General features: G+C 69.5%; 26 protein-coding genes, 1 tRNA gene and 1 pseudogene. 8 read left to right on the top strand and 20 right to left on the bottom strand.

The annotated features are described in order from the left end of the window. The first annotated feature begins 109 nt into the window (after positions 1–109). From ABC337_RS11655 to ABC337_RS11640, 4 genes and pseudogenes are all read left to right on the top strand, one after another. Positions 110–784, top strand: a complete 675-nt coding sequence (locus tag ABC337_RS11655) for a Tat pathway signal protein (RefSeq protein ID WP_412883810.1) — start codon at positions 110–112, stop codon at positions 782–784. A gap of 2 nt (positions 785–786) precedes the next feature. Then, positions 787–2,007: a glutathionylspermidine synthase family protein gene (locus tag ABC337_RS11650; RefSeq protein ID WP_412883811.1), complete on the top strand. Its 1,221-nt coding sequence runs from the start codon at positions 787–789 to the stop codon at positions 2,005–2,007. Continuing rightward, positions 2,004–3,524, top strand: coding sequence for an APC family permease (locus ABC337_RS11645; RefSeq protein WP_412883812.1), 1,521 nt, complete (start codon positions 2,004–2,006; stop codon positions 3,522–3,524). The genes ABC337_RS11650 and ABC337_RS11645 overlap by 4 nt, the downstream gene beginning before the upstream one ends. A 9-nt stretch (positions 3,525–3,533) precedes the next feature. Continuing rightward, positions 3,534–4,724 (top strand): annotated as a pseudogene (locus tag ABC337_RS11640) (acyl-CoA dehydrogenase family protein). Between the two features lie 24 nt (positions 4,725–4,748). Here the strand turns inward: ABC337_RS11640 and ABC337_RS11635 are convergent. The 7 genes from ABC337_RS11635 to ABC337_RS11605 form a co-directional block, all read right to left on the bottom strand. Further along, positions 4,749–5,534, bottom strand: coding sequence for an SDR family oxidoreductase (locus ABC337_RS11635; protein WP_412883813.1), 786 nt, complete (start codon positions 5,532–5,534; stop codon positions 4,749–4,751). Between the two features lie 5 nt (positions 5,535–5,539). Beyond that, the gene (locus ABC337_RS11630; RefSeq protein ID WP_412883814.1) at positions 5,540–6,940 is read right to left on the bottom strand and encodes a glycosyltransferase 87 family protein; all 1,401 of its coding nucleotides are present in this window, start codon (positions 6,938–6,940) and stop codon (positions 5,540–5,542) included. 92 nt (positions 6,941–7,032) lie between these two features. Further along, positions 7,033–8,439 carry an MFS transporter gene (locus tag ABC337_RS11625; protein WP_412883815.1) on the bottom strand — a complete coding sequence of 469 codons (1,407 nt, stop codon included), beginning with the start codon at positions 8,437–8,439 and terminating at the stop codon, positions 7,033–7,035. Further along, entirely contained in the window at positions 8,436–8,948 is a 513-nt protein-coding gene (locus ABC337_RS11620; protein ID WP_412883816.1) for a winged helix-turn-helix transcriptional regulator, read from the bottom strand. The genes ABC337_RS11625 and ABC337_RS11620 overlap by 4 nt, the downstream gene beginning before the upstream one ends. Before the next feature lie 49 nt (positions 8,949–8,997). Next, a complete protein-coding gene (locus ABC337_RS11615; protein ID WP_412883817.1) occupies positions 8,998–10,275 on the bottom strand; it encodes a glycosyltransferase 87 family protein in 1,278 nt (425 codons plus the stop codon). Between the two features lie 5 nt (positions 10,276–10,280). After that, positions 10,281–11,459 (bottom strand): cystathionine gamma-synthase, encoded by a 1,179-nt coding sequence (locus ABC337_RS11610; RefSeq protein ID WP_412883818.1) that lies wholly within the window; start codon positions 11,457–11,459, stop codon positions 10,281–10,283. A gap of 17 nt (positions 11,460–11,476) precedes the next feature. After that, positions 11,477–12,862 carry a cystathionine beta-synthase gene (locus tag ABC337_RS11605; RefSeq protein ID WP_412883819.1) on the bottom strand — a complete coding sequence of 462 codons (1,386 nt, stop codon included), beginning with the start codon at positions 12,860–12,862 and terminating at the stop codon, positions 11,477–11,479. Between the two features lie 132 nt (positions 12,863–12,994). Here ABC337_RS11605 and ABC337_RS11600 point away from each other — a divergent pair, with 132 nt between their 5' ends. Then, entirely contained in the window at positions 12,995–14,128 is a 1,134-nt protein-coding gene (locus ABC337_RS11600; protein ID WP_412884940.1) for an ArsB/NhaD family transporter, read from the top strand. 25 nt (positions 14,129–14,153) lie between these two features. Here ABC337_RS11600 and ABC337_RS11595 read toward each other — a convergent pair whose 3' ends face one another. Continuing rightward, positions 14,154–14,555: a VOC family protein gene (locus tag ABC337_RS11595; RefSeq protein ID WP_412883820.1), complete on the bottom strand. Its 402-nt coding sequence runs from the start codon at positions 14,553–14,555 to the stop codon at positions 14,154–14,156. Positions 14,556–14,689: 134 nt separating this feature from the next. Here ABC337_RS11595 and ABC337_RS11590 point away from each other — a divergent pair, with 134 nt between their 5' ends. Then, complete coding sequence (locus ABC337_RS11590) at positions 14,690–15,670, top strand: DNA-3-methyladenine glycosylase family protein (protein WP_412883821.1); 981 nt, start codon at positions 14,690–14,692, stop codon at positions 15,668–15,670. Between the two features lie 23 nt (positions 15,671–15,693). On the opposite strand, the gene ABC337_RS11585 is transcribed toward ABC337_RS11590, so the two are convergent. Then, positions 15,694–17,367, bottom strand: a complete 1,674-nt coding sequence (locus ABC337_RS11585) for an AMP-binding protein (protein ID WP_412883822.1) — start codon at positions 17,365–17,367, stop codon at positions 15,694–15,696. Between the two features lie 112 nt (positions 17,368–17,479). On the opposite strand from ABC337_RS11585, the gene ABC337_RS11580 reads away from it, so the two are divergent. Next, the gene (locus tag ABC337_RS11580; RefSeq protein ID WP_412883823.1) at positions 17,480–17,758 is read left to right on the top strand and encodes a putative quinol monooxygenase; all 279 of its coding nucleotides are present in this window, start codon (positions 17,480–17,482) and stop codon (positions 17,756–17,758) included. Positions 17,759–17,880: 122 nt separating this feature from the next. Here the strand turns inward: ABC337_RS11580 and trxA are convergent, their stop codons facing one another. The 9 genes from trxA to ABC337_RS11535 form a co-directional block, all read right to left on the bottom strand. Continuing rightward, on the bottom strand, positions 17,881–18,285 hold the full coding sequence (trxA, locus tag ABC337_RS11575; RefSeq protein ID WP_290256008.1) for a thioredoxin: 405 nt from the start codon (positions 18,283–18,285) through the stop codon (positions 17,881–17,883). Between the two features lie 124 nt (positions 18,286–18,409). Next, complete coding sequence (locus tag ABC337_RS11570; protein WP_412883824.1) at positions 18,410–18,955, bottom strand: acyl-CoA thioesterase; 546 nt, start codon at positions 18,953–18,955, stop codon at positions 18,410–18,412. Positions 18,956–19,019: 64 nt separating this feature from the next. Beyond that, complete coding sequence (locus ABC337_RS11565; RefSeq protein WP_412883825.1) at positions 19,020–19,748, bottom strand: Type 1 glutamine amidotransferase-like domain-containing protein; 729 nt, start codon at positions 19,746–19,748, stop codon at positions 19,020–19,022. Between the two features lie 77 nt (positions 19,749–19,825). After that, on the bottom strand, positions 19,826–20,377 hold the full coding sequence (locus ABC337_RS11560) for a GNAT family N-acetyltransferase (protein ID WP_412883826.1): 552 nt from the start codon (positions 20,375–20,377) through the stop codon (positions 19,826–19,828). 4 nt (positions 20,378–20,381) lie between these two features. After that, positions 20,382–21,548, bottom strand: a complete 1,167-nt coding sequence (locus tag ABC337_RS11555; RefSeq protein WP_412883827.1) for an EAL domain-containing protein — start codon at positions 21,546–21,548, stop codon at positions 20,382–20,384. Then, entirely contained in the window at positions 21,545–21,721 is a 177-nt protein-coding gene (locus ABC337_RS11550) for a DUF1059 domain-containing protein (protein WP_290256012.1), read from the bottom strand. Before ABC337_RS11550 ends, ABC337_RS11555 begins: the two co-directional genes overlap by 4 nt. 194 nt (positions 21,722–21,915) lie before the next feature. Beyond that, entirely contained in the window at positions 21,916–22,338 is a 423-nt protein-coding gene (locus tag ABC337_RS11545) for a DUF7793 family protein (protein WP_412883828.1), read from the bottom strand. Positions 22,339–22,473: 135 nt separating this feature from the next. Beyond that, positions 22,474–22,555: transfer RNA gene (locus ABC337_RS11540), tRNA-Tyr, on the bottom strand. A gap of 208 nt (positions 22,556–22,763) precedes the next feature. After that, positions 22,764–23,018, bottom strand: a complete 255-nt coding sequence (locus ABC337_RS11535) for a hypothetical protein (protein WP_412883829.1) — start codon at positions 23,016–23,018, stop codon at positions 22,764–22,766. Between the two features lie 202 nt (positions 23,019–23,220). On the opposite strand from ABC337_RS11535, the gene ABC337_RS11530 reads away from it, so the two are divergent. Beyond that, positions 23,221–23,712 (top strand): YajQ family cyclic di-GMP-binding protein, encoded by a 492-nt coding sequence (locus tag ABC337_RS11530; RefSeq protein WP_290256015.1) that lies wholly within the window; start codon positions 23,221–23,223, stop codon positions 23,710–23,712. A 19-nt stretch (positions 23,713–23,731) separates the two neighbouring features. On the opposite strand, the gene ABC337_RS11525 is transcribed toward ABC337_RS11530, so the two are convergent. Beyond that, entirely contained in the window at positions 23,732–24,841 is a 1,110-nt protein-coding gene (locus ABC337_RS11525) for a tyrosine-type recombinase/integrase (RefSeq protein WP_412883830.1), read from the bottom strand. Then, positions 24,816–25,217, bottom strand: coding sequence for a helix-turn-helix domain-containing protein (locus tag ABC337_RS11520; protein WP_412883831.1), 402 nt, complete (start codon positions 25,215–25,217; stop codon positions 24,816–24,818). The genes ABC337_RS11525 and ABC337_RS11520 overlap by 26 nt, the downstream gene beginning before the upstream one ends. Positions 25,218–25,236: the final 19 nt, after the last annotated feature.

Raw genomic sequence — 25,236 nt, 5'->3', positions numbered from 1 at the left:
CGTTTGCCGGTTAGGCTGGCTTTCAGAATTCCGCGGGACCGCCCGAGTGCCGAGCCGTCCCGGCCGGCGCAATGCCGCAATTCGGAGAAGCAACCACGCAGGGGGAAGCATGGACACGCACGACGGCGGGCGTAACGCCGCGGACCAGCCCGGTGAACCGGCCGGAGACCAACCCGCCAACCGGGCCGCCGACAAGGCCGGTCACCAAGGCGACGCGTCCAAGCCCGGGAAAGGTCCCAAGCCGCCACCCTGGCAGGTCCCCCAGCCCGAACTCCGGCCCGAGCTGCTGGATCAGGCCGGCACCACCCCGGGTCCGGCTCAGGGACCCGCGGAGGCCGGCCCCACCGCCGTCTTCGATCCCTTCGAGCGGGACCGCGAGCGCGCCGCAGCGGCGCGGAAGAAGCGCTCCCAGCGCCGCACCGTCGTCGTCGGCCTCGGTGTCACCGCGCTGCTCGCCGGCACCATCACCGCCATGGTCTCCAGCGGCGGCGACGACGCCGACTACGCCCAGGTCTGCTTCAACGACGAGACCGGCGAGCGCGTTGACGACTCCCAGTGCGGTAACAGCAGCACCGCCGGCCGCAGCTCGGGCGTCTACGCCTGGTACTTCTACTCCCGCGGCGCCAGCGTCCCCGGCATCGGCCAGAACCGCTCCGCCTACCCCAGCTACAGCAAGACCGTCCCCTCCGGCGCGAAGGCCTCCACCGGCTACAGCTCCAAGGGCGGAACTGTCAGCCGCGGCGGCTTCGGCGGCAGCGCCAAGGGCGGAAGCACGGGAGGCTAGGGATGAAACGGCTGCACTCCACACCGCGCCCGGACTGGAAGGCGCGGATCGAATCCCAGGGGCTGGTGTTCTCCACCACCGAGCTTCCCGACGGGAAAACCCTCGAGTACTGGAACGAGGACGCCTACTACGAATTCACCATGGACGAGGTGGAGACGCTGGAGGCGACCGCCGAACAGATGCACCTCATGTGCCTGGAGGCGGCAAAGTTCCTGGCCACCGGGGCGATGGGCGGGATCGGCATCGGCCCGCAGGCACTGGAGCTGGCGGCCGAATCGCTCCAGGCCGGCGACGTGGATATCTACGGCCGCTTCGACTTTGTCTACGACGGGCGCGGGGGGCCGGCGAAGATGCTGGAGTACAACGCGGACACCCCCACCGGCCTCATCGAGGCGGCCGTCGCCCAATGGTTCTGGCTGCAGGACGTCCACCCGGAAAAGGACCAGTGGAACGGCATCCACGAGGCCCTGATCCGGCAATGGCGCAAGCTGCAGTACCGGACCGGGATGAGCACCCTGCACGTGGCCCACGCCGAGGAGGAGGAATCCGGCGAGGACTGGATGACCGCCGCGTACATGCGTGACGTCGCCGAGCAGGCCGGCTGGAGCACCATCGGGATCAACATGTCCGACATCGGCTGGGACCCCAACCTCAACCGGTTCGTGGACCTGGACAACTACCTGATCAGCACCATGTTCAAGCTCTACCCCTGGGAGCTGATGATCAAGGAACCATTCGGCCAGCGGCTCTTCCAGCGGGCCTCCAATCCCCGCTGGGTGGAACCGGCGTGGAAGATGCTGCTCTCCAACAAGGCCCTCCTTGCCGCGCTGTGGCACCTGTACCCGGACCACCCCAACCTGCTGCCGGCCTACCTGGACGGCCCGGGCCCGCTGCGGGAGTGGGTCGCCAAACCGCTGCACGGCCGGGAGGGGGACAACATCCGGATCCACGCCGACGGCCTCAGCCTGGAACAGCCCGGGGACTACGGCCGGGAGGGCTGGTGCTACCAGCAGTTCCATGCCCTGCCGGACTTCGACGGCAACCGGCCGGTGCTGGGGCTGTGGGTGGTCGACGGCGAATCGGTCGGCTGCGGCATCCGCGAATCCGACGGCCCGGTCACCGACTACTTCTGCCGCTTCGTCCCCAACACCATCGACGCCCCGTCCCCCGCTCCCCCGGCAGGCCGCAACCAGAATTCAGCCAAGGCAGGTATCGCGCTATGACCATCCCCTCCACAGCGGCGCCCGGAGCCGCGGACGCCGTCCCGGCCAAGGGCCTGCGCGCCGGCATCCTGGACCTGGGCGACTCCGTCATGCTGGGCCTGGCCTCCACGGCCCCGGTGTACTCCCTCGCCGCCACGCTGGGCCTGATCGTGGCCGTGAACGGGAATGCGACGCCGCTGATCCTGCTGCTTGGCTTCGTTCCGGTCCTCTTCATCGCGTACGCCTTCCGCGAGCTCAACAGCGCCATGCCCGACTGCGGCACCACCTTCACCTGGGCCCGCAGCGCCTTCGGCCCGTGGGCCGGCTGGCTGGGCGGCTGGGGCGTGGCGCTGGCCGGGATCGTGGTGCTGGCCAACCTCGCCCAGGTCGCCGGGCAGTACCTCTGGCTGCTGATCGGCGACGGGTCCGTTGCCGGCAACCCGCTGGTGGTGACCGCCACCGGCGTCGTCTTCATCGTGTTCATGACCCTGGTGAATTACCGCGGGATCAGGCTGGGCGAGCACGTCCAGCGCACCCTGACCTACGTCCAGTACGTGTCCCTCGGCATCTTCGCCGTCGCCCTGATCGTCCAGATCGCCGCCGGCAGCCCCGCAGCCTCGGGCCAGCCGTTCGACCCGGCCTGGTTCAACCCGGCGGCGCTGGTCACCGATCCGGGCGCCGCGGTGCACGGGGTGCTGCTGGCCCTGTTCATCTACTGGGGCTGGGACACCTGCCTGGCGGTCAACGAGGAGACCGAGCACCCGGCCACCACGCCCGGCCGCGGCGCGGTGCTCTCCGCGGTGATCCTGGTGGCGATCTATGTCTCGGTGGCGCTGCTGGTGATGATGTATGCCTCGGTGGGAACGGACGGGATCGGCCTGGGCAACGAGGCCAACCGCAGCGACGTCTTCCTGGCGATGAAGGACACCGTGCTCGGCCCCTGGGGCTGGCTGATCGTCGTCGCCGTCCTGGCCTCGGTGCTGTCCTCGACCCAGACCACCATCCTCCCGACGGCCCGCGGCACACTGTCGATGGGCGTGCACGGCGCTCTCCCCCGGCGGTTCGCCCACGTGCACCCGCGCAACCAGACCCCCGGGTTCTCCACCCAGGTGATGGGCGCCGCGGCGGTGGGCTACTACGTGCTGATGAGCGTCCTGAGCCAGAACCTGCTGGCCGATTCGATCAGCTCGATCAGCCTCTTCATCGCCTTCTACTACGCCCTCACCGGGTTCGCCTGCGTTTGGTACTTCCGCGGGACCCTGCTCGCCTCGGCCCGGAACCTGTGGTTCCGCGGCATCCTGCCCGCCGTCGGGGCCGTGGCGCTGACGGCGGCGTTCGTGGTCTCCGCGGTGCAGATGTGGGACCCGGGCTACGGCAACACCACCATCCTCGGCGTCGGCGGGGCCTTCGTCAGCGGGGTGGTACTGCTGGCACTGGGCGTGGTCCTCGCCGCCGTCTGCCGCTTCGCCCCCGCCACCCGGGACTATTTCGTCCGGCCCGCGCGGACGGAGCCCGCGGTCGACCGCGCCCGGCCGTAGGATGGCCGCATGAGCCGACCCGCTGAAGTGTCCGACGTCTCCGACGTCCTCGCCATCGATTCCCTGCTCAGCTCCGAGGAGCTGGCCGTCCGGGAGAAGGTCCGCGACTTCACCCGGCAACGGATCCGCCCCGGCATCGCCGAGTGGTTCGACGAGGGCGTGTTCCCGCTGGAGCTGGCCCCCGAGCTCGGCGAGCTGGGCGTGCTCGGCATGCAGCTGGAGGGCTACGGCTGCCCGGGGCGCTCCGCCGTCGAATACGGCCTGGCCGCGATGGAACTGGAGGCCGGGGACTCCGGCATCCGCACCTTCGTCTCGGTTCAGGGTTCGCTGGCCATGACCGCCATCCACCTGTGGGGCTCCGAGGACCAGAAGCAGCAGTGGCTGCCGCGCATGGCCGCGGGCGAGGCGATCGGCTGCTTCGCCCTGACCGAACCCACCGCCGGCTCGGACCCCGCCGCCATGCAGACCTTCGCCCGCCGGGACGGCAGCGGCGAGGACGCCGGCTGGATCCTGGACGGCGCCAAGCGCTGGATCGGGCTGGCGTCCGTGGCGGACATCATGGTGGTCTGGGCCATGACCGACGACGGCGTGCGCGGCTTCCTGGTCCCCGCCGGCACCCCCGGGGTCACGGCCGCGCCGATCCGGCAGAAACTCTCGATGCGCGCCTCGATCCAGTGCGACATCACCTTCGACGGCGTCCGGCTGGGCCCCGAGGCTCTGCTCCCGGCCGCCCGCGGACTGCGCGGACCGTTCAGCTGCCTGAACGAGGCCCGCTACGGGATCGCCTGGGGTGCCATGGGCGCGGCCCGGGACTCCTACGAGGCCGCGCTCCGCTACGCGCACGAGCGCCTGCAGTTCGGCTAACCGCTGGCCGGCTACCAGCTGACGCAGGAGAAGCTGGTGAACATGCTGCTGGAGATCCAGAAGGGGACGCTGCTGGCCCTGCAGCTGGGCAGGCTCAAGGACGCCGGGCAGCTGCGGCCCGAACAGATTTCCCTCGGCAAGCTCAACAACGTCCGGGAAGCCATCGCGATCGCCCGGGAGGCCCGGACCATCCTGGGCGGCAACGGCATCACCCTGGACTACTCACCGCTGCGGCACGCGGCCAACCTCGAATCGGTGCGCACCTACGAGGGCACCGACGAGGTGCACACCCTGGTGCTGGGCCAGCACATCACCGGTCTCCCGGCCTTCCGCTAGCGGTTCGGGCCGGGCTCCGGGGCGTCAGGCGGAGAAACCGCCGTCGGCCTTGACCAGCTGGCCGGAGATCCAGCGGCCCTCGGGCGAGAGCAGGAACGCCACCGTCCCGGCAACGTCCGCGGGGGTGCCGAGCCGTCCGCCGGGCTGCCGCCCGGCCAGGTCCTGGCGCAGCTGCGCATCCATCCACCCTGTGTCCACCGGGCCGGGGTTGAGCGCGTTGGCGCTGATTCCCTGCGGTCCCAACTCCCGCGCCGCGGCTATCACGATCCGGTCCAAGGCGCCCTTGGACGCTCCATAGGGCAGGTTGAAGGCGGTGTGGTCGCTGGTAAGCGCCACGATCGCGCCGCCCTCGGCCGGAGCCTGGCGGGCAAACGCCGCGATCAGCTGCCAGCTGGCGCGGGTGTTGACGGCGAAGTGCCGCTCAAAGCTGGCCAGCGACGTATCCAGGATGCCGGAGTCCACGGATTCCGCGTGGCTGAGCACAAGTCCGTGCAGGGTGCCGGCCTCCTCCGCGACCGTGGCCATCAGCACGTCGACGGCCTGCGGATCCTCGAAGTCGGCGGGCACCGTCACCACCGCCGCCCCGGTGGCCTGCAGTTCGGCGGTGAGGCGCTCGACGTCGTCCGGCTGGACGCCCCAGGGCATCCGGGCGTCGTAGTCCTGCCAGTAGGTGAGCACCAGGTCCCAGCCGTCGGCGGCCAGCCGCCGCGCGATGCCGGCGCCGAGGCCCGCGAGCCGTCCGACGCCGGTCACCAACGCCGTCCTGCGCTGTACCGGGGCGGGGTCTGGGGCAGCGGGAGTCGGCGTCATGCGCTTCAGCCTAGCGCGGCCCGCGCGGGCGCCGGTGCGCGGACCTGCGTTGGCGCGGGGTGCACGTCGAACGCGTGGGCCAGCGACCCGCGCCTCAAGGCCAGCCGCCAGCACAGCAGCAGGGCGACGGCGCAGAAGACCCCGGCGCTTGAGGCCATGATCCAGAGCCCCGGCGTCTGGACGTCGAGGTTTTGCGCGCCGAGGGCCGTGCCGATCGTCTTCGGCGAGAAGCAGAACACCAGGACGGAGACGCCCAGCACCGCGCCCATCAGCCAGCGCGTCCCCTGGTAGAGGTCCGGCGTTTCACGCAGGGTCCAGGCGAAGGCAGGCAGGACGACGGCGACCCATACCCAGTGGTGGGACCAGGAGACGGGGCTGATCAAAAGCATGGTGAGGGCGGTCGTGGAGATGGCCACCACCCGGGCTCCCTGTTCGCTCGCGGACTTGATGATGCCGGCCGCCAGCGCCACCACGAGCAGGCTCAGCACCAGCCAGGGCACGGTCACGGCGTCCTCGGGAACTCCAAAGTGCAACAGGGCGCCCTTGAGCGAGAGGTTGTCCACGTAGCCCGCCCCGCCGATCCGCGAGGTGTCCGGCAGGATCCGGAACCAGAACTCCACGGACTCGGCCGGGCGCAGCAGCGCTCCGAGCAGGACGGTGGTGAGGAATCCCGCGGCCATGTTCAGCAGGCCGCGCCAGTCCTTGCGAACCAGGAAGTAGAGCCCGAAGACCAGCGGCGTCAGCTTGATGCCCGCGGCCACCCCCACCAGGAACCCGCTGCCGGGGACAACGTGGGCCCGGCGGGGGTTCCGTGCCAGCAGGTCCGCCGCCATCAGGCCCATCAGCAGGATGTTGATTTGCCCGAAGGCCAGGGTCTCGCGCCAAGGGCCGAGGTTGAGCACGGCCAGGACCAGCACGGCCGCGGCCCATTGGTTGCTCAGGGACCGGAAGACGGCCCGCCAGTCGGCTTTGGCTGTCCAGTAGCGGAGCGCCCGGACCGCGACCCAGAGCGCTGCAAGGACGCCGGCGGTGTTGAACAGGTTCAGGGCGAGCTTCTCGGGCAGCAGGGCCAGCAGGCTGAAGAGGAGGGCGGCGAAGGGCGGGTAGGTAAACGGCAGGCCCGGTCCTCCGGCCCAGTCGACATTACCCCGATAGAGCTCCGACGCCGCCGGGCCCGCATCGTTCAGGATCTTCCCGCCGTACCAGTAAACGCTGAAGTCGAGCCCCTGCTCACCCCAGACGGTCAACCAGTGCCACACCGCGAGGGCGACGGCGGCCAGGCCCAGCGGAAGCAGGGCGGCGGCGAAGGCAACGCCGAGGCGTCGGTGGCGGCCCGGAACCCTGGGCGGCGTCTCCCGGGGTGCGGTCGGCGGGGCGTGCGGATAGTCGGCGTCGAGCAGTGGCATGTGTGGATCCCCCAATAGATGCTGCAGCGGGACTGGGGCACAGCGCGCCGGTGGCATCTGTGCCCGTCCCCGCCGTTCATCCTACCGAGAGCTCAGGCCGGCACCGCGACCTTGGCGTCCCGCCCGGCGTCCTTGCGGATGGTGGCGCTGATGACCGCGGCGATGGTGCACATGGCGGCCGCGGCGAACCAGGCGTAGGTGTACTGGCCGGTGGCGTCCCGGACGGCGCCGGCGGCCAGCGCGGCCGCTGCTGCGCCGAGCTGGTGGGCGGCGAATACCCAGCCGAAGACGACGCCGCCGTCGGCGCCGAACACCTGACGGCAGATCGCCGCGGTGGGCGGGACGGTGGCCACCCAGTCGAGGCCGTAGATGACGACGAAGACGATCATGCTGGGCTGGACCTCGGCGCCGAGGAGAAGCGGGAGAACCAGCAGGCCGATGCCGCGGAACTGGTAGTACACGGCGAGCAGCACCCGCGGGTTGAAGCGGTCCGTGAGCCAGCCGGAGGCGATGGTGCCGACGATGTCGAAGATCCCGACGACGGCCAGGAGCCCGGCCGCTGTGGTCTCCGGCATGCCGTGGTCGTGCGCGGAGGGGATGAAGTGGGTGCCGATGAGCCCGTTGGTGGTGGCGCCGCAGATGGCGAAGCCTGCCACGAGTGCCCAGAAGGTGCGGACCCTGCTGGCCCGGCGAAGCACCCGGAGGGCCCGGACGGCGGCGTTGACGCGCGGGGCGGCCTCTGCTGCCGGCTCCTTCGCGTGCTGCCCGTCGGCGTGCCCCGCCGGGGCGGGTGCCGCGCCGGCGGAACCCGCCCCGGCGTCAGTCGGCTCCGGGGCGTCGGCACCGTAGGGCAGGACGCCGGCGTCGGCCGGGGAGTTCTTCAGGAATTTCAGCACCAGCGGGACCACGGCCAGGGCTCCGGCGGCGATCAGCAGGGAGGCCTGCCGCCAGCCGGGGTGCTGGGCCAGCGCCGCGATGAAGGGCAGGAAGACCAGCTGCCCGGCCGCGCTCCCGGCGGTGAGGATGCCGGTCACCAGGCCGCGCCTGGTGGCGAACCAGGTGTTGGCGATGGTGGCCGCGAAGACCAGCGCCATGGAGCCGGTGCCCAGCCCGATCAGCAGCCCCCACGTGAGGAGGATCTGCCAGGACTGGTTCACCAGGACGGTGAGGGCGCTGCCGGCGCCGATCAGCGCCAGGGCGACGGCGGTCACGGACCGGATGCCGAAGCGCTCCATCAGGGCCGCGGCGAAGGGGGCGGTGAGGCCGAACAGGACCAGGTTGATGCTGACCGCGGCGGAGAGGACCGTGGTGGACCAGCCGAATTCCTGCTGCAGCGGGACCATCAGCACGCCGGGAGCGGCCCTGAATCCTGCGGCGCCCACGAGGGCCAGGAACGCGACGGCCGCCACCGTCCATGCGGGGTGGATGCGGCGCCGGTGGCCGAACGGTGGCCGGGTCGACGCGGCGACGTTGGGGGAACCGGCGGGACGGGCGCTCATGCCGCGGCTCCGTTCCGCGGGGCGGGGGCGGTGGCCAGCGGGACGGGCTGGTCCGTCCGGGTGAGGCTGTGCCAGCTGGTGTTGCCGGCGGTCAGGCGCTCGCCGCAGCCGGTGCAGGTGTCGGCGGAGCTGGTCCGCTGCCCGCAGCCGGTGTGGACCACGAACATGTGGGCCTCCGGGGTGGGGGCCGGCAGGTGCTTTTCGGCCCAGATGACGACGGCGTTGAGCACCGGCAGCGCGTCCTGGCCCTTGGCGGTGAGCACGTATTCCTCCCGGCTCCGGCCGCCGTCTTCGTAAGGGCGCCGGGTGAGCAGCCCGGCCTCGACGAGCGCCGTGAGCCGCCGGGTCAGCACCGAGTCGGAGGCGCCCAGCCGGTCCTTGATCGCATCGAACCGGCCGTTGCCAAAGAAGATCTCGCGGAGGACCAGGACGCCCCAGGGGTCGCCCAGGATGTCCAAGCCACGGGCCATGCTGCAGGTGCGTTCGGACCAGTCGGATCTCAGTGCCATACCGGCAGGCTAGCTGACTTCTTTCAAGAAAGCCAGAGTGTGTGAGGGACTAGTTCCGGGAGCGGAGGGCGGCGCGGGACGGCCGGTACGCCAGCGCCCAGTAGGCAAGCATCGCGATCCCGCACAGCACGCCCAGGCTGGCGAGCGTGAGCTGCCACTGGGTGTGAGGTCCCTTGCCCCACTCGTGCGCCCCGGCCAGGACCGCAAGGTACTTGGGCGTCAGGTAGAACGCCGCGGCGGTGGCGGCCAGGATGACCCACCCGGCGACCCGCATCCTGCCGTTCCGGGAGGGCACCCGGTGGATGGCGAAGCCCAGGCAGGGCAGCGCGACGGCCATCCAGACCCAGTGGTGGGACCAAGAGACGGGGCTGACCAACAGCATCAGCACGGCGGTTGCGGAGACGGCCACGAAGTTCTCGTCGGCGGCCAGCGCCCAGCGGATGACCAGCGCGGCCACGGCGGCCAGCGCCAGCGACAGCACCAGCCAGAGCAGGGTGGTGGAGGTGGCGTCCGGCAGGCCCAGGTGCAGCAGCAGGCCCTTGACCGAGAGGTTGTCCACGTAGCCCGGCCCGCCGATCCGGCCGGTGTCCGGGAGGATCTTGGTCCAGAAGGTGACCGAGGCGGCGGGCAGCAGCGCCCAGGCCAGGGCAATCGAGCCGAAGAAGCCGGCCGCCATCCAGGCCAGGGCCTTGAAGTCCCGGCGGACCAGGAAGTACAGCCCGAACGCCAGCGGGGTCAGCTTGATGCCGGCTGCAATGCCGATCAGCAGCCCCGCGGGCCAGCGCAGCTCCCCCGCGCGGGACTTTCCGTACAGGGCGAAGTCGGCCAGGATCAGGCCCATCAGGATGATGTTGATCTGGCCGAAGTCGAAGGTGTCCCGCCAGGGCCCCAGCAGCAGCACCGCGGCGGTCCCGGCCAGGGTCACGGAGCGAAACCGCCAGTCAGCGGCCGCGTCCCGCCACCGGCCCAGTCCGAAGTAGTGCCGGGTCAGCCAGGCGGAGACCACGAGGGCGCCCAGCAGAGCCGTCGCAGTGAAGACCGTGCTGCCGCCGGCGGACCCCAGCAGGGCCATCGCGGCGAAGACCAGGGCCGCGAACGGCGGGTAGGTGAACGGCAGCCCTTCCCGGGGTGCGTAGAGTTCGTTCACCCCGGTCTCGCCGGTCTGCAGCACGCGGTTGCCGCCGTAGAAGTAGACCTCGAAGTCGTTCATGAGCGGCTCGTACGCCGTGTAGAGGACCACCAGAGCGACGACGACGGCGGCCGCACCGGCCGCCGTCGCGAGCCAGCCGCGCAGCGGGGTGCGGGCCCGCGTGGAGAGAGCGGACACCGGCGTTAGCTGCCCGGCTGGAGCCGGGAGAAGGCCTGCTCGAGGTCCGCGATCAGGTCCTCCACGTCCTCGATGCCGCAGGAGAGCCGGAGCAGGTTCTCCGGGACGGCCAGCTCGGTGCCCTTGACGGAGGCGTGCGTCATTTCCGAGGGGTAGTTCATCAGCGACTCGATGCCGCCGAGGGATTCGGCCAGCGTGAACACGGACGTGGATTCCGCCACCGTCCGGGCCGCCTTCTCGCCGCCCTTGAACTGGACGGAGACCATGCCACCGAACTTCTTCATCTGCTTCTTCGCCAGTTCGTGGCCGGGGTGCGAGGGCAGGCCCGGGTAGAGCACGGCCTCCACCTCAGGGCGCTGCAGCAGCCATTCGGCCACGGCCTGGGCGTTGTCGCTGTGCCGGTCCATCCGCACGCCGAGGGTCTTTAGCCCGCGGGTCGTGAGGAAGGCGTCCATCGGGCCGGACACGGCGCCCACGGCGAACTGCACGAAGCCGATCTTCTCGGCCAGCTCCGGGTCGTTGACCACGATCGCGCCGCCGACGACGTCGGAGTGGCCGCCAATGTACTTGGTGGTGGAGTGGACGACGACGTCGGCGCCCAGCGCCAGCGGGTTCTGCAGGTACGGGGACGCGAAGGTGTTGTCCACGACCAGGAGGGCCCCGGCGTCGTGCGCCACCGTGGCGAGCGCGGCGATGTCGGTGATCTTCATCATCGGGTTGGACGGGGTCTCCACCCAGACCAGCCGGGTCTGGTTCGCGGCGACCGCGGCGGTGACGGCGTCCAGGTCGGACATGTCCACCGGGGTGTTGCCGATCCCCCACTCGCCGAGGACACGGCTGATCAGCCGGTAGGTTCCGCCGTAGGCGTCGTTGCCGAGGACGATGTGGTCCCCGGGCCGGGTCAGGGCGCGGATCATCGAGTCCTCGGCGGCCAGGCCGGAGCCGAAGGAGTAGGCGTGCGATCCGCCCTCGAGCGCGGCGAGCTGCTCCTGCAGCGCGTCGCGGGTGGGGTTGCCGCCGCGGCCGTACTCGTAGCCGGAGCGGAGTCCGCCGATGCCGTCCTGTGCATAGGTGGAGGAGAAGTGCAACGGCGGGACCACGGCGCCGGTGCGCGGCTCGAAGGCCTGGCCGGCGTGGACGGCGCGGGTGTTGAAGCCTGCGGGGGTGCTGTCAGACGAGGACATGGGACTCCTTGGAGGTGTCAGTTGCTGAGGTAGGCGAGGAGGTCGTGGCGGGTGAGGATGCCCACCGGCGCGCCGACGAAGGTCACCATCAGGGTGTCCGCGTCGGAGAGGAGTTCGCGGGCGGTCGAGATCGATTCGAGCGAACCGATCACGGGCAGGCGGGGCTCCATGTGTTCGGAGATCTTGTCCGTGAGGGCCGCCTCGCCGCGGAACAGCTTGGCGGTCAGCGTGCGTTCGTCGACGGAGCCGAGGACCTCGCCCATCACCACCGGCGGTTCCTGCGAGAGGACCGGGATGTGCGAGACGCCGTACTCGTTCATGATGTTGATGACGTCGCGGACGGACTCGTTCGGGTGGATGTGCACCAGGTCGGGCAGTTCCCCGGTCTTGGCCTTGAGCACCTCTTCCACGGAGGCCTCGTCGCCGCTGGCGAGGAAGCCGTAGGAGCGCATCCACTGGTCGTTGAAGATCTTGGCCAGGTAACCGCGGCCGGAGTCGGGCAGGATGACCACCACCACGGCGTCGGCCGGCAGGTCCTTGGCGGCCCGCAGCGCGGCGACCACGGCCATGCCGGAGGAACCGCCCACCAGGAGGCCCTCCTCGCGGGCCAGGCGGCGGGTCATGGCGAAGGAGTCGGCGTCGGTGACGGCGATGACCTCGTCCGGGACGCCCTTGTCGTAGTTGCCGGGCCACATGTCCTCGCCGACGCCTTCGACGAAGTAAGGCCGGCCGGTGCCGCCGGAGTAGACCGAGCCGGCGGGGTCGGCGCCGATGATCTTCACGACGCCGCCGTCGGCCTCGGGGCGGTCCGCGGAGACTTCCTTGAGGTAGCGGCCGGTGCCGGTGATGGTGCCGCCGGTGCCCGCGCCGATGACGCAGTGGGTGATCCGCCCGTCGGTGTCCCGCCAGATTTCGGGGCCGGTGGTCTCGTAGTGGCTGCCGGGGGCGGCGGGGTTGGAGAACTGGTCCGGCTTGTAGGCGCCGGGGATTTCCCGGACCAGCCGGTCCGAGACGCCGTAGTAGCTGTGCGGGCTGTCCGGGGCGACGGCGGTGGGGGTGACGACCACCTCGGCGCCGTAGGCCTGCAGCACGGAGCGCTTGTCCTCGCCGACCTTGTCGGGGACGACGAAGATGCAGCGGTAGCCCTTCTGCTGGGCCACCAGGGCCAGGCCGACGCCGGTGTTGCCGGAGGTCGGTTCCACGATGGTGCCGCCGGGCTTGAGTTTGCCGCTGCGCTCGGCCTCGTCGATCATCTTCGCCGCGATGCGGTCCTTGATGGACCCGCCGGGGTTCAGGTATTCCACCTTCACCAGGACCGTGGCGGCGATGCCTTCGGTGACGTGGTTGAGCTTGACGAGGGGCGTGTTGCCAATGAGGTCCAGGACGGACGGCGCGTACTTCATGACTACCAAGTTACCGTCTTCGCGCCGCCGGGCCGCTCCCGTGCCATGCGGGGCCCGCACGGGTGCGAGGATTAGCCGGTGAAGCGAAATTCCTGGCTGCCTGCGCTGCGCAGCTACGCGGTTCCCGGCGGCATGCTGCTGGCCGTTGTCCTGGCGCTGGCGGTGGGCCTGCTGCCGCTGCCGGCGTTCGGCGAACTGGCCGACCGCACCGTGCCCGTGCTGGCGTTCGTGGTGGCCATGTCATTGGTGACCGAACTGGTGGACGATGCCGGCCTCTTCCGGGCTGTGACGGACCGGCTGGCGGCGTGGGGACGGGGAAGGGTCCTGCTGCTGTGGCTGCTCGTGATCGGCCTGTCCACGGTGTCCACCATCTTCCTGTCGCTGGATACGACGGCGGTGCTGGTCACGCCCGTCGTCGTCCTGCTGGCGGTGCACGCGCGCATCCCTCCCCTGCCGTTCGCCTTGACGACCATCTGGCTGGCCAACACGGCCTCGCTGCTGCTCCCGGTCTCGAACCTGACCAACCTGCTGGCCCAGTCCCGGCTGGGCCTGAGCCCCGCCGCCTTCGCGGGCCTGGTGTGGGCTCCCTCACTGGTGGGCATCCTGCTGCCGCTGGTGCTGCTGTGGCTGGCGTTCCGCAAGGACCTGCGTGGCGGGTACGGCCGCCAGGCCCCGCACGGGGTCCGGGACAAGGTGCTGCTCTACGCGTCATCGGGCGTCATGATTCTCCTGCTGCCGGCGCTGGTCTCCGGCCTGCCGGTCTACATTCCGGCTGGCATCGCGGCCGCGGCGCTGCTGGTGCTGTTCCTCTGGCGCCGCCGGTCCTCGCTGCGCTGGTCCATGGTGCCGTGGCGCCCGCTGGTGCTCACGGTCGGACTGTTCATGGTGGTGGAAACCCTGCACTCCAACGGCCTGACCCGTGCCCTGGCGGGAATCGCCGGGTCCGGGGACAACCTGCCGGCGCTGTTGCAGTTGGCGGGCCTCGGCGCGGGGGCGGCCAACGTGGTCAACAACCTCCCCGCCTACCTGGCGCTCGAGCCGGTGGGCGGCTCGCCCGTGCGGCTGGCGGCCCTACTGATCGGCGTGAACCTGGGTCCGCTGGTGACCCCGTGGGCCTCCCTGGCCACCTTGCTCTGGCACGAGCGGCTGCGGGCCCTGAACGTGGAGATCCGCTGGGGCGGCTTCGCCCTGGCCGGCCTCGCCGCCGTCGTCCTCACGCTGCCGCTGGCGGTCGTGGCGCTGTGGCTGACCAGCGGGATGCACTGACCCTCTCCTGGTAGGAAACGCTGCCCTAGCCGCCGGCGGCATCCCCGGCGGGGGCTGCGTTCTGCCACAGTCCCACCACGTTTCCCTCGGTGTCCGTGAAGTAGGCGTTCCAGCCGGAGCCCGGTACCTCCATCTTGTCGCGCAGGACGGCGCCGCCGCGGGCGGCGACGTCGCGGAGGGCGGCGTCGATGTCCTCGACGTCGATGGTGACCACGGGCGCGCGCAGCTCGCCGCGGCGGAAGATCCCGCCGTTGATGGACCCCGTCACGGCCGGCCGCCCGTGCTCGTCCATGGGTGTGGTCAACGCCAGGCTGTATTCCATTTCCGGCATCACCTGAAAGGTCCAGCCAAACACCGCCTTGTAGAACCCGCGGGCCCGGTCCTCGTCGTCCGCGGGAAGTTCAAAGTGCACCACGCCGCCGCCCATGAGCCGCTCCTGTCCCTTCGGGGTCCGCGCCTTCGGCCCGGACCCGCTTCTCCTGGGGGGATTGTAGGGCCGGGATCACGCCGCCGGTCAGGGCCGTTCGACTCGGCGTCGGAGCTCCGTGGGAACATGGAAGCATGACCACCGCAGAACTGTCCGCCGGCGCGTCCGCGTCCGCGGATGCCTCGCTGCGCTGGCGTCCGGGCGGCCCGTTCGACCTGCTGCAGACCATCAGCCCGCTGCGCCGTGGCCACGGAGATCCGGCCGTCAAGGTCGCTGCCGACGGCGTGTGGCTGGCCTTTACCACTGCGGCCGGTCCGGCCAGCCTGCGCCTGGTGTCCCAGGGACCGGCGTCGGATCCTGTGGTCGATGCCCGGGCCTGGGGTCCCGGCGCGGAGGAGGCCGTCGCTGCCGTTCCCCGGCTGCTGGGCGGCGACGACGACTGGACGGACTTTGACGAGCCGTCCTTCCACGCCACGCTCCCCCGCATGGTCCGGGACGCCCGCCACCGGAACCGTGCCGTCCGGCTGCCCGCCACCGGTCGCATGGTCGACGCCCTGGTCCCGACCATCATGGAACAAAAGGTCACCGTGATCGAGGCCCGCCGCGGCTACCGCTACCTGGTCTACCGCTTCGGGACACCGGCGCCGGGTGCGGGCACCGTGGCCCCGGCCACCCTGATGGTCCAGCCCACGCCCCGGCAGTGGCTCGCCATTCCGTCGTGGGAGTGGCACAAGGCGGGCGTCGGACCGCAGCGCTCGGACACGGCCATGCGCGTCCTCCGCTCCGCCGCGGCCCTCGAACGGCTGGCCGGGCTGCCCTCGGCCGAGGCCGCCACCAAACTGCAGACCCTCCCGGGGGTCGGGATCTGGACCGCGGCCGAGGTGGTGCAGCGGACCCACGGCTGTCCCGATTCGATCGCGGTGGGCGACTACCACCTCGCCGCCTACGTGGGCGCGGCCCTCACCGGCCGGCGCACCGACGACGCCGGGATGATCCGGCTGCTGGCGCCCTGGGCCGGGCACCGCCAGCGGGTGGTCCGGATGATCGGGCTCAGCGGGTTCCGGAAACCCGTCTTCGGCGCGCGGATGACCATCCAGGACCACCGGCACCACTAGGTCCCAGCGGGCCGGGACCCCGGTCAGAGGCCCAGGCGGGCCACGGCCTCCTGCCGCATGTCGACCTTCCGGATCTTGCCGGACACGGTCATCGGGAAACTGTCGCGGACCTCCACGTACCGGGGGATCTTGTAGTGCGCCAGCTTGCCGCGGCAGAAGCCGGCCAGGGATTCGGCGTCCATCGGGCCGGCCTCCGGCTTGAGGATCACGCAGGCCATCAGTTCCTCCCCATAGGTGGCGTCGGGAACGCCGATCACCTGCACGTCCTGGATGTCCGGGTGGGTGTAGAGGAACTCCTCGATCTCGCGCGGGTAGATGTTCTCGCCGCCGCGGATCACCATGTCCTTGATCCGGCCCTCCACCACGATGTACCCGTCCTCATCCATTCGGGCCAGGTCGCCGGTGTGCATCCAGCCCTCCGCGTCGATCGCCTCGGCGGTCTTCTCCGGCTGGTTCCAGTACCCCCGCATCACCGAGTAGCCGCGGGTGCACAGTTCGCCGATCTCGCCGCGCTGCAGCACCTCGCCGGTGACGGGATCGATGATGCGGCTCTCCAGCTGCGGCATGGTCCGGCCCACGGTCTGGGTCCGCTGCTCCATGGTGTCCACGCTGCGGGTCATGGTGGACACCGGCGAGGTCTCGGTCATGCCGTAGCAGATGGCCACGTCGCGCATGTTCATCTCCGCGATCACCCGGTTCATCACCTCGATGGGGCACAGGGAACCGGCCATCACCCCGGTGCGGAGGGTGGAGAGGTCGTAGGAGTCGAAGTCCGGCAGCGCGAGCTCCGCGATGAACATCGTGGGGACACCGTAAAGCGAGGTGCCGCCGAAGTCCTGGACCGCTTCCAGGGCGGCGGCCGGGGAGAAGCCGCGGCCGGGGATGATGGTGGCCGCGCCGTGGCTGAGCGCCGCCAGGTTGCCGATCACCATCCCGAAGCAGTGGTAGAACGGCACCGGCAGGACCACCCTGTCGTGTTCGGTGTAGTCCAGCAGCTCACCGATCGAGTAGCCGTTGTTGAGCAGGTTGTAGTGGGTCAGCGTGGCGCCCTTGGGGAAACCCGTGGTGCCGGAGGTGTACTGCAGGTTGATGGCGTCATGCGCGTCCAGTCCCGCCATCCGGTCCTTGAGCGCGGCATAGGGAACGTCGTCGGCGCGCCGGAGCAGCTCGGCGTAGCTCTGCTCGGCGTCGTTTTCCGGTTCCGCCCCGGTGAGCCCGGGCTGGCCGGCGGGCAGGAACACGAGTTCCTTCAGCTCCGGGCATTCCGCCAGGGCCTGCCGTGCCATGGCGGTGTAGTCGCTGTTCTTGTCCGACGGCGCAGTGACCAGCATCCGCATGCCGTTCTGCTTTACCACGAACTCGAGTTCGTGGCTGCGGTAGGCGGGGTTGACGTTAACCAGGACGGCGCCGATTTTGGCGGTGGCGTACTGCATCAGGGTCCACTCGGCGCAGTTCGGGCTCCAAATGCCTACCCGCTCCCCCTTGTCGACGCCGAGGGCGAGCAGCGCGCGGGCCAGCCGGTCGACGTCGTCGTTCATTTTGGCGTAGCTCCAGCGCCGGGCTTCACCGCCCGGGGCGGCGGCGGCCTCGATCAGGGCGTCATGGTAGGGGAACCGGGCGGCGATCCGCTCAAAGTTCGCGCCAATGGTTTCATCGATCAGCGGGACGTCAGTGTCCCCGGCGGTGTACGCAAGCATGATGTGACGCTACCAACACGCCGCCGGCAAAAGAAGAGGAAAGCGTGGATGTCCTAGGAAATCTTTCGGTCGCCCGGGGCGTCGCGCGGGGACGCCAGCTAGGCTGGAGGACATGAGCGAACCCATTGATCTGCGAGCCACTTTCATCCCCAACGACGGCGAATTCTTCCGCGTGAAACTTGCCCTCGAGATTGCGATCGACGAGGTGGTCAACGAACCCGGCTGCCTGCGCTACGAACTGACCGAGGCCACGAAGGAGCGGCTGGTCCTGACCGAACAGTGGGCCAGCCAGGAGGACCTTGACCGCCACGCGAAGGGCAGCGCCCTCCAGGACCTGAACGAGTCCATGAGCGCCCTGCTGGCCGAACCGGTGAAGGTGGAGCGCGTCTAGCCCATCCGGCGGGGCAGCCCACCGCCCCTAAACGACGCAACGCGGGGCCGCTCCAGGCTCGCCATCCTTGAGAGGATGGGCCTGGGGCGGCCCCGCGTTGGTTGTGACGCCGGCTGTGGGGCCTAGGCGTCGGGGATCTGCGTGCCGTCCTGCTTGGTGGCAGCTTCGGCCTGCGAGCGGGCCACGTGGGCGTGGACTTCCTCCATGTCGAGTGCCTTGACGGCGTCCACCACCTGTTCCAGCTGCTGGGCGTTCAGGGCGCCGGGCTGCGAGAAGACCAGGACCTTCTCGCGGAACGCCATCAGGGTGGGGATCGAGGTGATGCCGGCCTCGGCGGCCAGCTGCTGCTCGGCCTCGGTGTCCACCTTGGAGAACACCACGTCGGGGTGCTTCTCCGAAACGGCGGCGTAGGTGGGGCCGAACTGCTTGCACGGGCCGCACCATTCGGCCCAGAAATCTACCAGGACAATATCGTTGTCCTCGACGGTCGCTGCGAACTGTTCACCTGTAATGTCTACGGTTGCCATTTCTCAACGGTACGCGAGACGGGCCGGAAAGTCGCCGGTGTTTCGCTCTTGGCTCATCCGGCCGGCGGCCGTGCGCGCATGCCTGGACGACTCCCCCGGCGGGCGCGGAGGTGCGTTTGACCGGTCAGCCCCAGAGGTGCGGCGCCGGGCGGCGGGCACCCGGGAGCGCGTTGGTTTCGCGCCAGGAGTGCAGCCATTCGGGCAGCTCGAGGCCGGCGGGCGGCTCACCGAATTCGCGCAGGATGTCCTCCTGGCTGACCGGCTTGCCCTTGCTGACCAGCCGGGTGGCGATGTGCGCGCGGGCGTAGATTTCGCCGTCGACCACCATCCGCTGCTCGAAGTAGATGGCCTTGGAATCCAGGCCGATCACCTTGGTCTCGATGGTGTACTGCTGCCAGAGCTGCAGCGAGCGGCGGAATGCGATGGTCTCGCCGGCCACCACGGGGGTCCAGCCGCGCCGCCGCATGGCCTTCCAGGTGCCGCTGCGCGCCATCAGGTCGAACCGCCCAAGGTCCATGAGCGAGAAGTACATGCCGTTGTTGACATGCATCGCGATGTCGATGTCCGTGGGCAAGACCCGGAGCGGCAGGCTCGCGGCTTCCCAGATGCCCAGCTTCGGGCGCCGGGACGCGTTCATCAGGAGGAAGAGGGTGCGGAGCAGCAGGTGCATGCCAGCCATGTTACCCGTGAGTAACTATGGTGCCAATGATGACGCCGCGCGGCGGAGCGCGCGCCTAGCCGGCCGTCAGCACCGCCACCGTTGCCTTGGTGCCGGAACGGCGGATGGACCAGCAGTGTCCGGCCCCAAGGACCTGCAGGTCCTCGAGGTCCTGGTGCCGTAGCACCAGTGCGGTGTTTTCATCGATCGCCATCACCCGCTCCGCGAGTCCCCCGGTGACGACGGCCACGGCGCGGCTCAGGGTGCCCGCCTGCGCGGCATGGACGTCGACGGCGAAGGGCACCAGGCCCAGCCCGTCGCGGATCTCGAGCTCTTCGAGGCCCTCGGAGCATTCTTCCTCGCAGACGTCGACGCCGTGGAGGCGGTACCCGCCGATGAGGGCCCGCTGCGGGACGATCATGGCGCCTGCCGAAAATCCCAGATAAGGCACGCCGTCTGCCACCGCCGCACGGATGGCCCCCGCAGAGTCAAACAGTCCGCGCAGGTACTCCGGCGTCGGGCCGCCGCCCACGACGATGCCGTCGACGTCGGCGAAGACCGCCGGCTCCGGGCGTTCGCCGGTCCGTACCGGGACGGGGATGATCCGGCATTCCGCACGGTCCCGGAGCGGTGTCTCGTAGGCCGGGAGAAAGTAGTCCCAGCTGCCTTCCCGATCGAACAGCGCCACGGCCACCCGCGGCGGCCGGGTTCCCCCGGCGCGGCGCCGCAGCTCGTCGGCGAACCGGTCAAAGATGGCGGAGGTGGTGACCGTGTCGGGACCGCCGCCCACCAGCAGAATGCTCATGGGCCACACGCTACCGCGGCGGCCGCCCGGCGGGCACTCCAGCCGCCAGCCCGCCGCTGTTTCCCGTGCGGACGCCGCTAGTACAGCAGCCGCTGGAACAGCAAGTGGTCCTGCCAGCGCCCGGCGATGTTCAGGTACTGCGGGGCGACGCCGATCTCCTCGAAGCCGGTGCGCCGCAGCACTTTCTGCGAGGCGTCGTTGTGGAGCAGGGTGGCCGCCTGGATCCGGTGCAGTCCCAGGGTGGTGGATGAGGCTTCGAGGACGTGGGCGACGGCGGCCGAACAGATCCCGCGGCCGTTCAGGTCCTGGTCCACCCAGTAGCCCAGGTTGGCGCTGAGGAACGGGCCCCGCACGATGCCGCTCAGGGTCATTCCGCCGACCACCCGGCGTCCGGAGAGCAGGATCCAGGGCACGCCGGTTCCGGCCTCAAACATCCCCAGTTTGCCGCGGGTGTTCGCGAGCTGGCCGGCTTCGGTGAGGAACTCCTCGCCGCGGACCGGCTCCCAGGGCGCGAGGTGAGCGCTGTTGCGGCGGTAGGCGTCGGCGAGCTCACCGGCGTCGTCCTCCCGGACGACGCGCATGACGACGCCGTGGGGCAGGTCGGCCGCCAGGGATTCGGGAAGGGGCATGCCCCTATCCTTCCACCGCATCTGCCCCGGGTGCGGCCAGGGCCAGGATCATGCGCTCCATCCGGGCGACCCCGGCGAACCGGCCCGCGTTGTCCGTGACGAGGAGGGCCTCGTAGCGCTGCTCCCTGGGCCGGGTCATGGACCGCGCCAGGGCCTGGTCCAGCGGGGTGTCCAGATTGACTCGGATGCCCTGGCTGACCACGCCCATGGCCGCCGCCCCGGGATCCAGGATTGCTACGGGCCGCAGGTTCTCCCCGAGGAGGACCACATCCTCCAGGGTCGGATTGGCTCCGAAGGCATCCGCTGCCGCGGCGACAGTCGGGACGGCCGGAGCCGCCTCCACGATGTCCCGGATAACAGTCTTGTCCGCCACCGTGCGCGAGCTGGCCAGCCGGTGCGCGACGTCAAGCTCGATTCCGGCCCAGGGCGGCCCGGGCCGGGCAAGGTAGTAGCCCTGCACCAGGGGAACGCCCAGGGCCACCAGGGCATCAAGTTCCTCGGACCGCTCCACGCCCTCGGCCAGGATCCAGGCGTCGACGCGGCTGGCGAAGGCGCCCATCATCTCGATCAGCGCCCGCTTCGCCTCGTCCCGGTCGACGTCCTGGATCAGCTCGCGGTCGATCTTGATCATCGAGGGCCGCAGCGCCAGCAGGTGGCGCAGGCCCGCGTACCCCGCACCGGCGTCGTCGACGGCGATCAGGGCGCCGGCCGAGCGCAGCTGGTTCAGGTCGGGCTCGAGGCCGACGTAGGAGTCAATCGGGGTCTGCTCGGTGAGCTCAACAATAAGGCCGCCCAGCTGCCCCTCGTCCCGCCAGACGGAACGGATGCATTCGGAGGTCAGCAGCTCCGGGGAGATATTGACCGTCAGGAAGCAGTTGGCCGGCAGTGCCGCCCTCGCCCGGAGGGCCATGCGCAGTGCGGCGGCTTCCAGTTCGGCGGCCTTGCCGTGGGTCCGCGCCGCGGCAAACCAGACCTCGGGGTTCTTCTCTGTGTAGCCGGGGAACCGCGCGAGGGCCTCGTACCCGACGACGCTCCCGCGGGAGGTGTCCACGATCGGCTGATACGCCGCCGCCAGGCCCTCGCCGCGGCAGGCGGCGGCGAGCAGGGCGTCCCAGTCCGGCGGCGTTGCCGTGCCGGTTTCCGGGCCCGACCTGCCCGCCCCGTGACTCAACTGACCGGGCGGATGGACTTCTGCACCGACGAGACCAGCTCGTGCGGCAGTTCGGTCAGGCCGTGGACGGATGCGGCGTGCGCACCGACCTGGACCAGGATTTCATCTTCAGTGCTGCAGACCCAGCGTGCTTCACAGCCCGGGACCACGTCACCACATGCAAACGACTTCACTTCAGCTCCTATGCTTCAACACGAATAACGGCACAACCCTACTTCCCGGTAGGGTCCGCCAACCGATTGCACGGAAGATGACTTTTTCGGCGTGCCGCGGGGTGCCGTGGGCTGCAGCGGCGCGCCGGATTGGGCGGGATGTCCGGGCGCCGCCCCGGGGTGGATTCGTCGGCGGTTCGCGCCCGCGGCGGGAGTTAGGCCGGGGTGGGTTCGACGGCGGTTGCGACGGCGGGCTCAGGGTCGGAGGCCGAGGGCCGTTCGAGCCCGTTCAGCCACGCCTCGGCGTCGCTGAGGTCGGTGAAGTACCGCTGGGGGCAGTCATTGCCGCGGCGCATCCACGCCGCCACCACGCGGTCCACATTGGTGGCGCCCACGAGGGCGACGGCGCACACGAAGCGGCTCTCCAGGTAGTGGTTCCGCGCGCCGGCGCTGACGTCGACGTCGCTGATGTCGATCAGCAGGGGCAGCATCCGCCCGGCGCTGACCTTGCCGACCGCCAGCACGGATTCCATGGCGTCAACGGCTTCCACAGAGGAACCCTTTGCCCAGCTCAGACGCAGAATGCCGCTCCGGTCGAGGGTGAGCGTACCCTTGCCCGCCGCCAGGCTGATGTCCATGTCGAATCCTTTCCAGCGCCAGAATAACCCCGGTCCGCCGGATCGGTGCGGTGGCCCGCGGTCCGCGCGCGGATGTGACGCCGGGCAAAAGAAAAACCTCCGGAACCGTGATGGTTCCGGAGGCTTTTCCGAGGGTGGCAGATGAGGGATTCGAACCCCCGTAGGCGTTGCCAGCTGATTTACAGTCAGCCCCCTTTGGCCGCTCGGGTAATCTGCCGAACTTCAAAAGAAGATCACTCGCGCCACCGTCCTGGTTCGTCCTGTTTCCAGTTCGTTCCGTGTCCGGCAACCGCGGGCAAGACAACTTTACAGAACTTCCGCCGAAGAATCGAATCGGCCCCGCTGCTCCCCGTGAAGGCCGCCAGAGGGCCGAAACGACGGCGGCAGTACGCGGCGGAAGCGGGCCGCCAGTGAGTGGGTTGCCGTCAGGAGTCGCCGAGGATGCGGCCGGCCAGCCTGGCCTCGAACCGCGCGGCCTGCTCGGAGGTGACCTGATTGAGCTGAACGGCCCGGGCGAGGTCGGCGTGGACGCCGTCGAGCCGGGCGATCGTCCCGGCGGCGGGGCTCAGGACCACCGAGGCAGCCAGGGCGGCCGCGGCCATGGAGGTGGCCGCCGTCGTCAGTGAACCGGCGGCCGCTGCGGTGGTGGCGGTGACGTAATGGATGGCTTTGCGGCTCATGGGCCCTGCCTTTCGTGAAACTCTTTCAACGCCTTCAACCCTGCCGGGCCAACCTTCGTTCCCACCTGCGTTTCGCTTTGAGCCGACTGTGAACGGGGCCCGCTACGTCCGGGCCATCCGTATTAGGCTGGATGGCAGGAAGTACCGCCCTTTTCGGGGCCGGCACAGTCAACCATCACCGACAAACAGCAGGAGGACAGTCATGGCAGGCGAATCCACATTCGACGTCGTCAGCAAGGTCGACAAGCAGGAAGTTGCCAACGCGCTGAACCAGGCCCAGAAGGAACTGGCCCAGCGGTACGACTTCAAGGGCGTCGGCGCCGAGGTCGACTTCAGCGGCGAGAAGATCCTGATGAAGGCCAACTCCGAGGAGCGCGTCCTGGCCGTCCTCGACGTCCTGCAGTCCAAGCTCATCCGCCGCGGCATCTCGCTCAAGTCCCTGGACACCGGCGAGCCCTACCCCTCCGGCAAGGAGTTCCGCCTGGAGGCGAGCATCAAGGAGGGCATCGCGCAGGATCTGGCGAAGAAGATCAACAAGCTGATCCGCGACGAGGCGCCCAAGTCCGTGAAGTCCCAGATCCAGGGCGACGAGCTCCGCGTGACCTCGAAGTCCCGCGATGATTTGCAGGAGACCATGGCCCTGCTGAAGAACTTCGACGAGGCCGACCTGCAGTTCGTGAACTTCCGCAGCTAGAGCCGTTTCAGCCGCGTGTTTACTGGGAAGTTGCTTCAGTAGTCCGCGCAGAGTCCGCAGAATCTCCGAGGACCGCAGCGATCAGTCTTGATCCTGCGGTCCTCGTTTTGTCTTCGGCCGTCGGCCAGAGGTGCGAGTACGTGTTGAGCGTGATCGACGGCACGGCATGACCGAGGGCCCGCTGCACGGTGACGACATCGCACCCATCTGCGATGAGACCGGAGGCGTAGAAGTGCCGGAGGTCGTGGAGGGTGAACTCGCCAATGCCTGAGTCGTCGCGGACCTGGCGCCAGCGGTCGGCGGCCGAGTTTCGGTTGAAGTAGGTCCCGCCGGTTCCGAAGAGCCACCTCTCGTCTCCAAAGACGCCAGTAGTTTCGACGTGCCGGGCAACGGTTTGGATGAGCTCTTCGGCCACGTAGATTACGCGCTCGGAGCCGTGCTTGGGCGGCACGACTTCGGCGTTCGACTTGGTGCTCCCCTGGATCTGCCTGGAGACGCTGATGGTCCGGCGGAGGAAGTCGACGTCGCCTAACTGGAGACCCGCCGCCTCACCGAGACGCAAGCCTGCGAAGGCACAGACGGAGATGAATGGCTCAAACCAGCCCGGAGCCGCCTCTAGCGCCTTCCCCACCTGTTCCGGTGTTGGGATGGTCATTGCCGCTTCCCGCCGCCGCTCACGGGGCAGCTTCGCCCCCGCGCAAGGGTTCTCAGCAATGACCTTGTCAGTGACCGCCGACCGGAAAGCCGAGCTGACGATGTTGAAGTACACCTTCACCGTGGCCGGCGCCAGCCTCCCAGACATCCCCTTCACCCAGGCCTGCACATGAGACGGGAGGATACTCCGGATCTGGTGATCCTTGAACGCAGCTATTGCCAGTGCTTGCTCGGCCTTGAGCCTGGTACCCGTGGCCCACACCTGAGCAGCAGCCCACTGCTCAAACCACTGAGCAAACGTGATCTTGCCGGCCTTCGGATCCACATAGCGGCCCGTGACCACGGAAGCGGTGACCTCATTGATCCAGTGCTGAGCGTCGATCTTCCGCGGGAAGTGCCTGGCGTGTTCCTTTCCGGCCGCGTCGCGGTACCGTGCGCGCCACCGGCCGTCAGGCCTCTTCTGAATGCTCGCCATTCTCGCCCTCCTCGTCTAGCGGAATGAGCCTCGATCTATCGAGTCCTGAAATGCCACCGGCCAAGTGGTCGAGGGACTGGCCGTAGATGTAGGCCAGTGCCATGGCCTCGTTGAGCTTGATTCTGCGCTTGCCGGACTCAATCTTCGCCACCACGGTCTGGTGCCAGGGGATCTTGAAAAATTCCGTCATATAGGCAGCTACTGCCTGCTGAGAAAGGTTCAGGTATTCGCGACGCATTCGAGCGCGTTCACCGAACAGTTCTTCGGCATCCTCCACTGCCACGCGGGCGAACATATTTATTCCGATTCGGTACCTCCGGCCGTCCAACGTCGTCGTCAGGCCGTGCCAAAGATTCTCGTGGTTGCTTGTCGCCATGGCCCAAACATACCCCAAT

The sequence above is a fragment of the Arthrobacter phoenicis genome, from assembly GCF_047238215.1.
GTDB lineage: Bacteria > Actinomycetota > Actinomycetes > Actinomycetales > Micrococcaceae > Arthrobacter.
This window is presented reverse-complemented; position numbering and strand designations above follow the sequence as displayed.

Coding starts and splice junctions, on each gene's coding strand:
- ABC337_RS11655 (WP_412883810.1), top strand. CDS start 110: ATGGACACGCACGACGGCGGGCGTAACGCCGCGGACCAGCCCGGTGAA.
- ABC337_RS11650 (WP_412883811.1), top strand. CDS start 787: ATGAAACGGCTGCACTCCACACCGCGCCCGGACTGGAAGGCGCGGATC.
- ABC337_RS11645 (WP_412883812.1), top strand. CDS start 2,004: ATGACCATCCCCTCCACAGCGGCGCCCGGAGCCGCGGACGCCGTCCCG.
- ABC337_RS11635 (WP_412883813.1), bottom strand. CDS start 5,534: ATGACGCCGACTCCCGCTGCCCCAGACCCCGCCCCGGTACAGCGCAGG.
- ABC337_RS11630 (WP_412883814.1), bottom strand. CDS start 6,940: ATGCCACTGCTCGACGCCGACTATCCGCACGCCCCGCCGACCGCACCC.
- ABC337_RS11625 (WP_412883815.1), bottom strand. CDS start 8,439: ATGAGCGCCCGTCCCGCCGGTTCCCCCAACGTCGCCGCGTCGACCCGG.
- ABC337_RS11620 (WP_412883816.1), bottom strand. CDS start 8,948: ATGGCACTGAGATCCGACTGGTCCGAACGCACCTGCAGCATGGCCCGT.
- ABC337_RS11610 (WP_412883818.1), bottom strand. CDS start 11,459: ATGTCCTCGTCTGACAGCACCCCCGCAGGCTTCAACACCCGCGCCGTC.
- ABC337_RS11605 (WP_412883819.1), bottom strand. CDS start 12,862: ATGAAGTACGCGCCGTCCGTCCTGGACCTCATTGGCAACACGCCCCTC.
- ABC337_RS11600 (WP_412884940.1), top strand. CDS start 12,995: ATGCTGCTGGCCGTTGTCCTGGCGCTGGCGGTGGGCCTGCTGCCGCTG.
- ABC337_RS11595 (WP_412883820.1), bottom strand. CDS start 14,555: ATGGGCGGCGGCGTGGTGCACTTTGAACTTCCCGCGGACGACGAGGAC.
- ABC337_RS11590 (WP_412883821.1), top strand. CDS start 14,690: ATGACCACCGCAGAACTGTCCGCCGGCGCGTCCGCGTCCGCGGATGCC.
- ABC337_RS11585 (WP_412883822.1), bottom strand. CDS start 17,367: ATGCTTGCGTACACCGCCGGGGACACTGACGTCCCGCTGATCGATGAA.
- ABC337_RS11580 (WP_412883823.1), top strand. CDS start 17,480: ATGAGCGAACCCATTGATCTGCGAGCCACTTTCATCCCCAACGACGGC.
- trxA (WP_290256008.1), bottom strand. CDS start 18,285: ATGGCAACCGTAGACATTACAGGTGAACAGTTCGCAGCGACCGTCGAG.
- ABC337_RS11570 (WP_412883824.1), bottom strand. CDS start 18,955: ATGCACCTGCTGCTCCGCACCCTCTTCCTCCTGATGAACGCGTCCCGG.
- ABC337_RS11565 (WP_412883825.1), bottom strand. CDS start 19,748: ATGAGCATTCTGCTGGTGGGCGGCGGTCCCGACACGGTCACCACCTCC.
- ABC337_RS11560 (WP_412883826.1), bottom strand. CDS start 20,377: ATGCCCCTTCCCGAATCCCTGGCGGCCGACCTGCCCCACGGCGTCGTC.
- ABC337_RS11545 (WP_412883828.1), bottom strand. CDS start 22,338: ATGGACATCAGCCTGGCGGCGGGCAAGGGTACGCTCACCCTCGACCGG.
- ABC337_RS11535 (WP_412883829.1), bottom strand. CDS start 23,018: ATGAGCCGCAAAGCCATCCATTACGTCACCGCCACCACCGCAGCGGCC.
- ABC337_RS11530 (WP_290256015.1), top strand. CDS start 23,221: ATGGCAGGCGAATCCACATTCGACGTCGTCAGCAAGGTCGACAAGCAG.
- ABC337_RS11525 (WP_412883830.1), bottom strand. CDS start 24,841: ATGGCGAGCATTCAGAAGAGGCCTGACGGCCGGTGGCGCGCACGGTAC.
- ABC337_RS11520 (WP_412883831.1), bottom strand. CDS start 25,217: ATGGCGACAAGCAACCACGAGAATCTTTGGCACGGCCTGACGACGACG.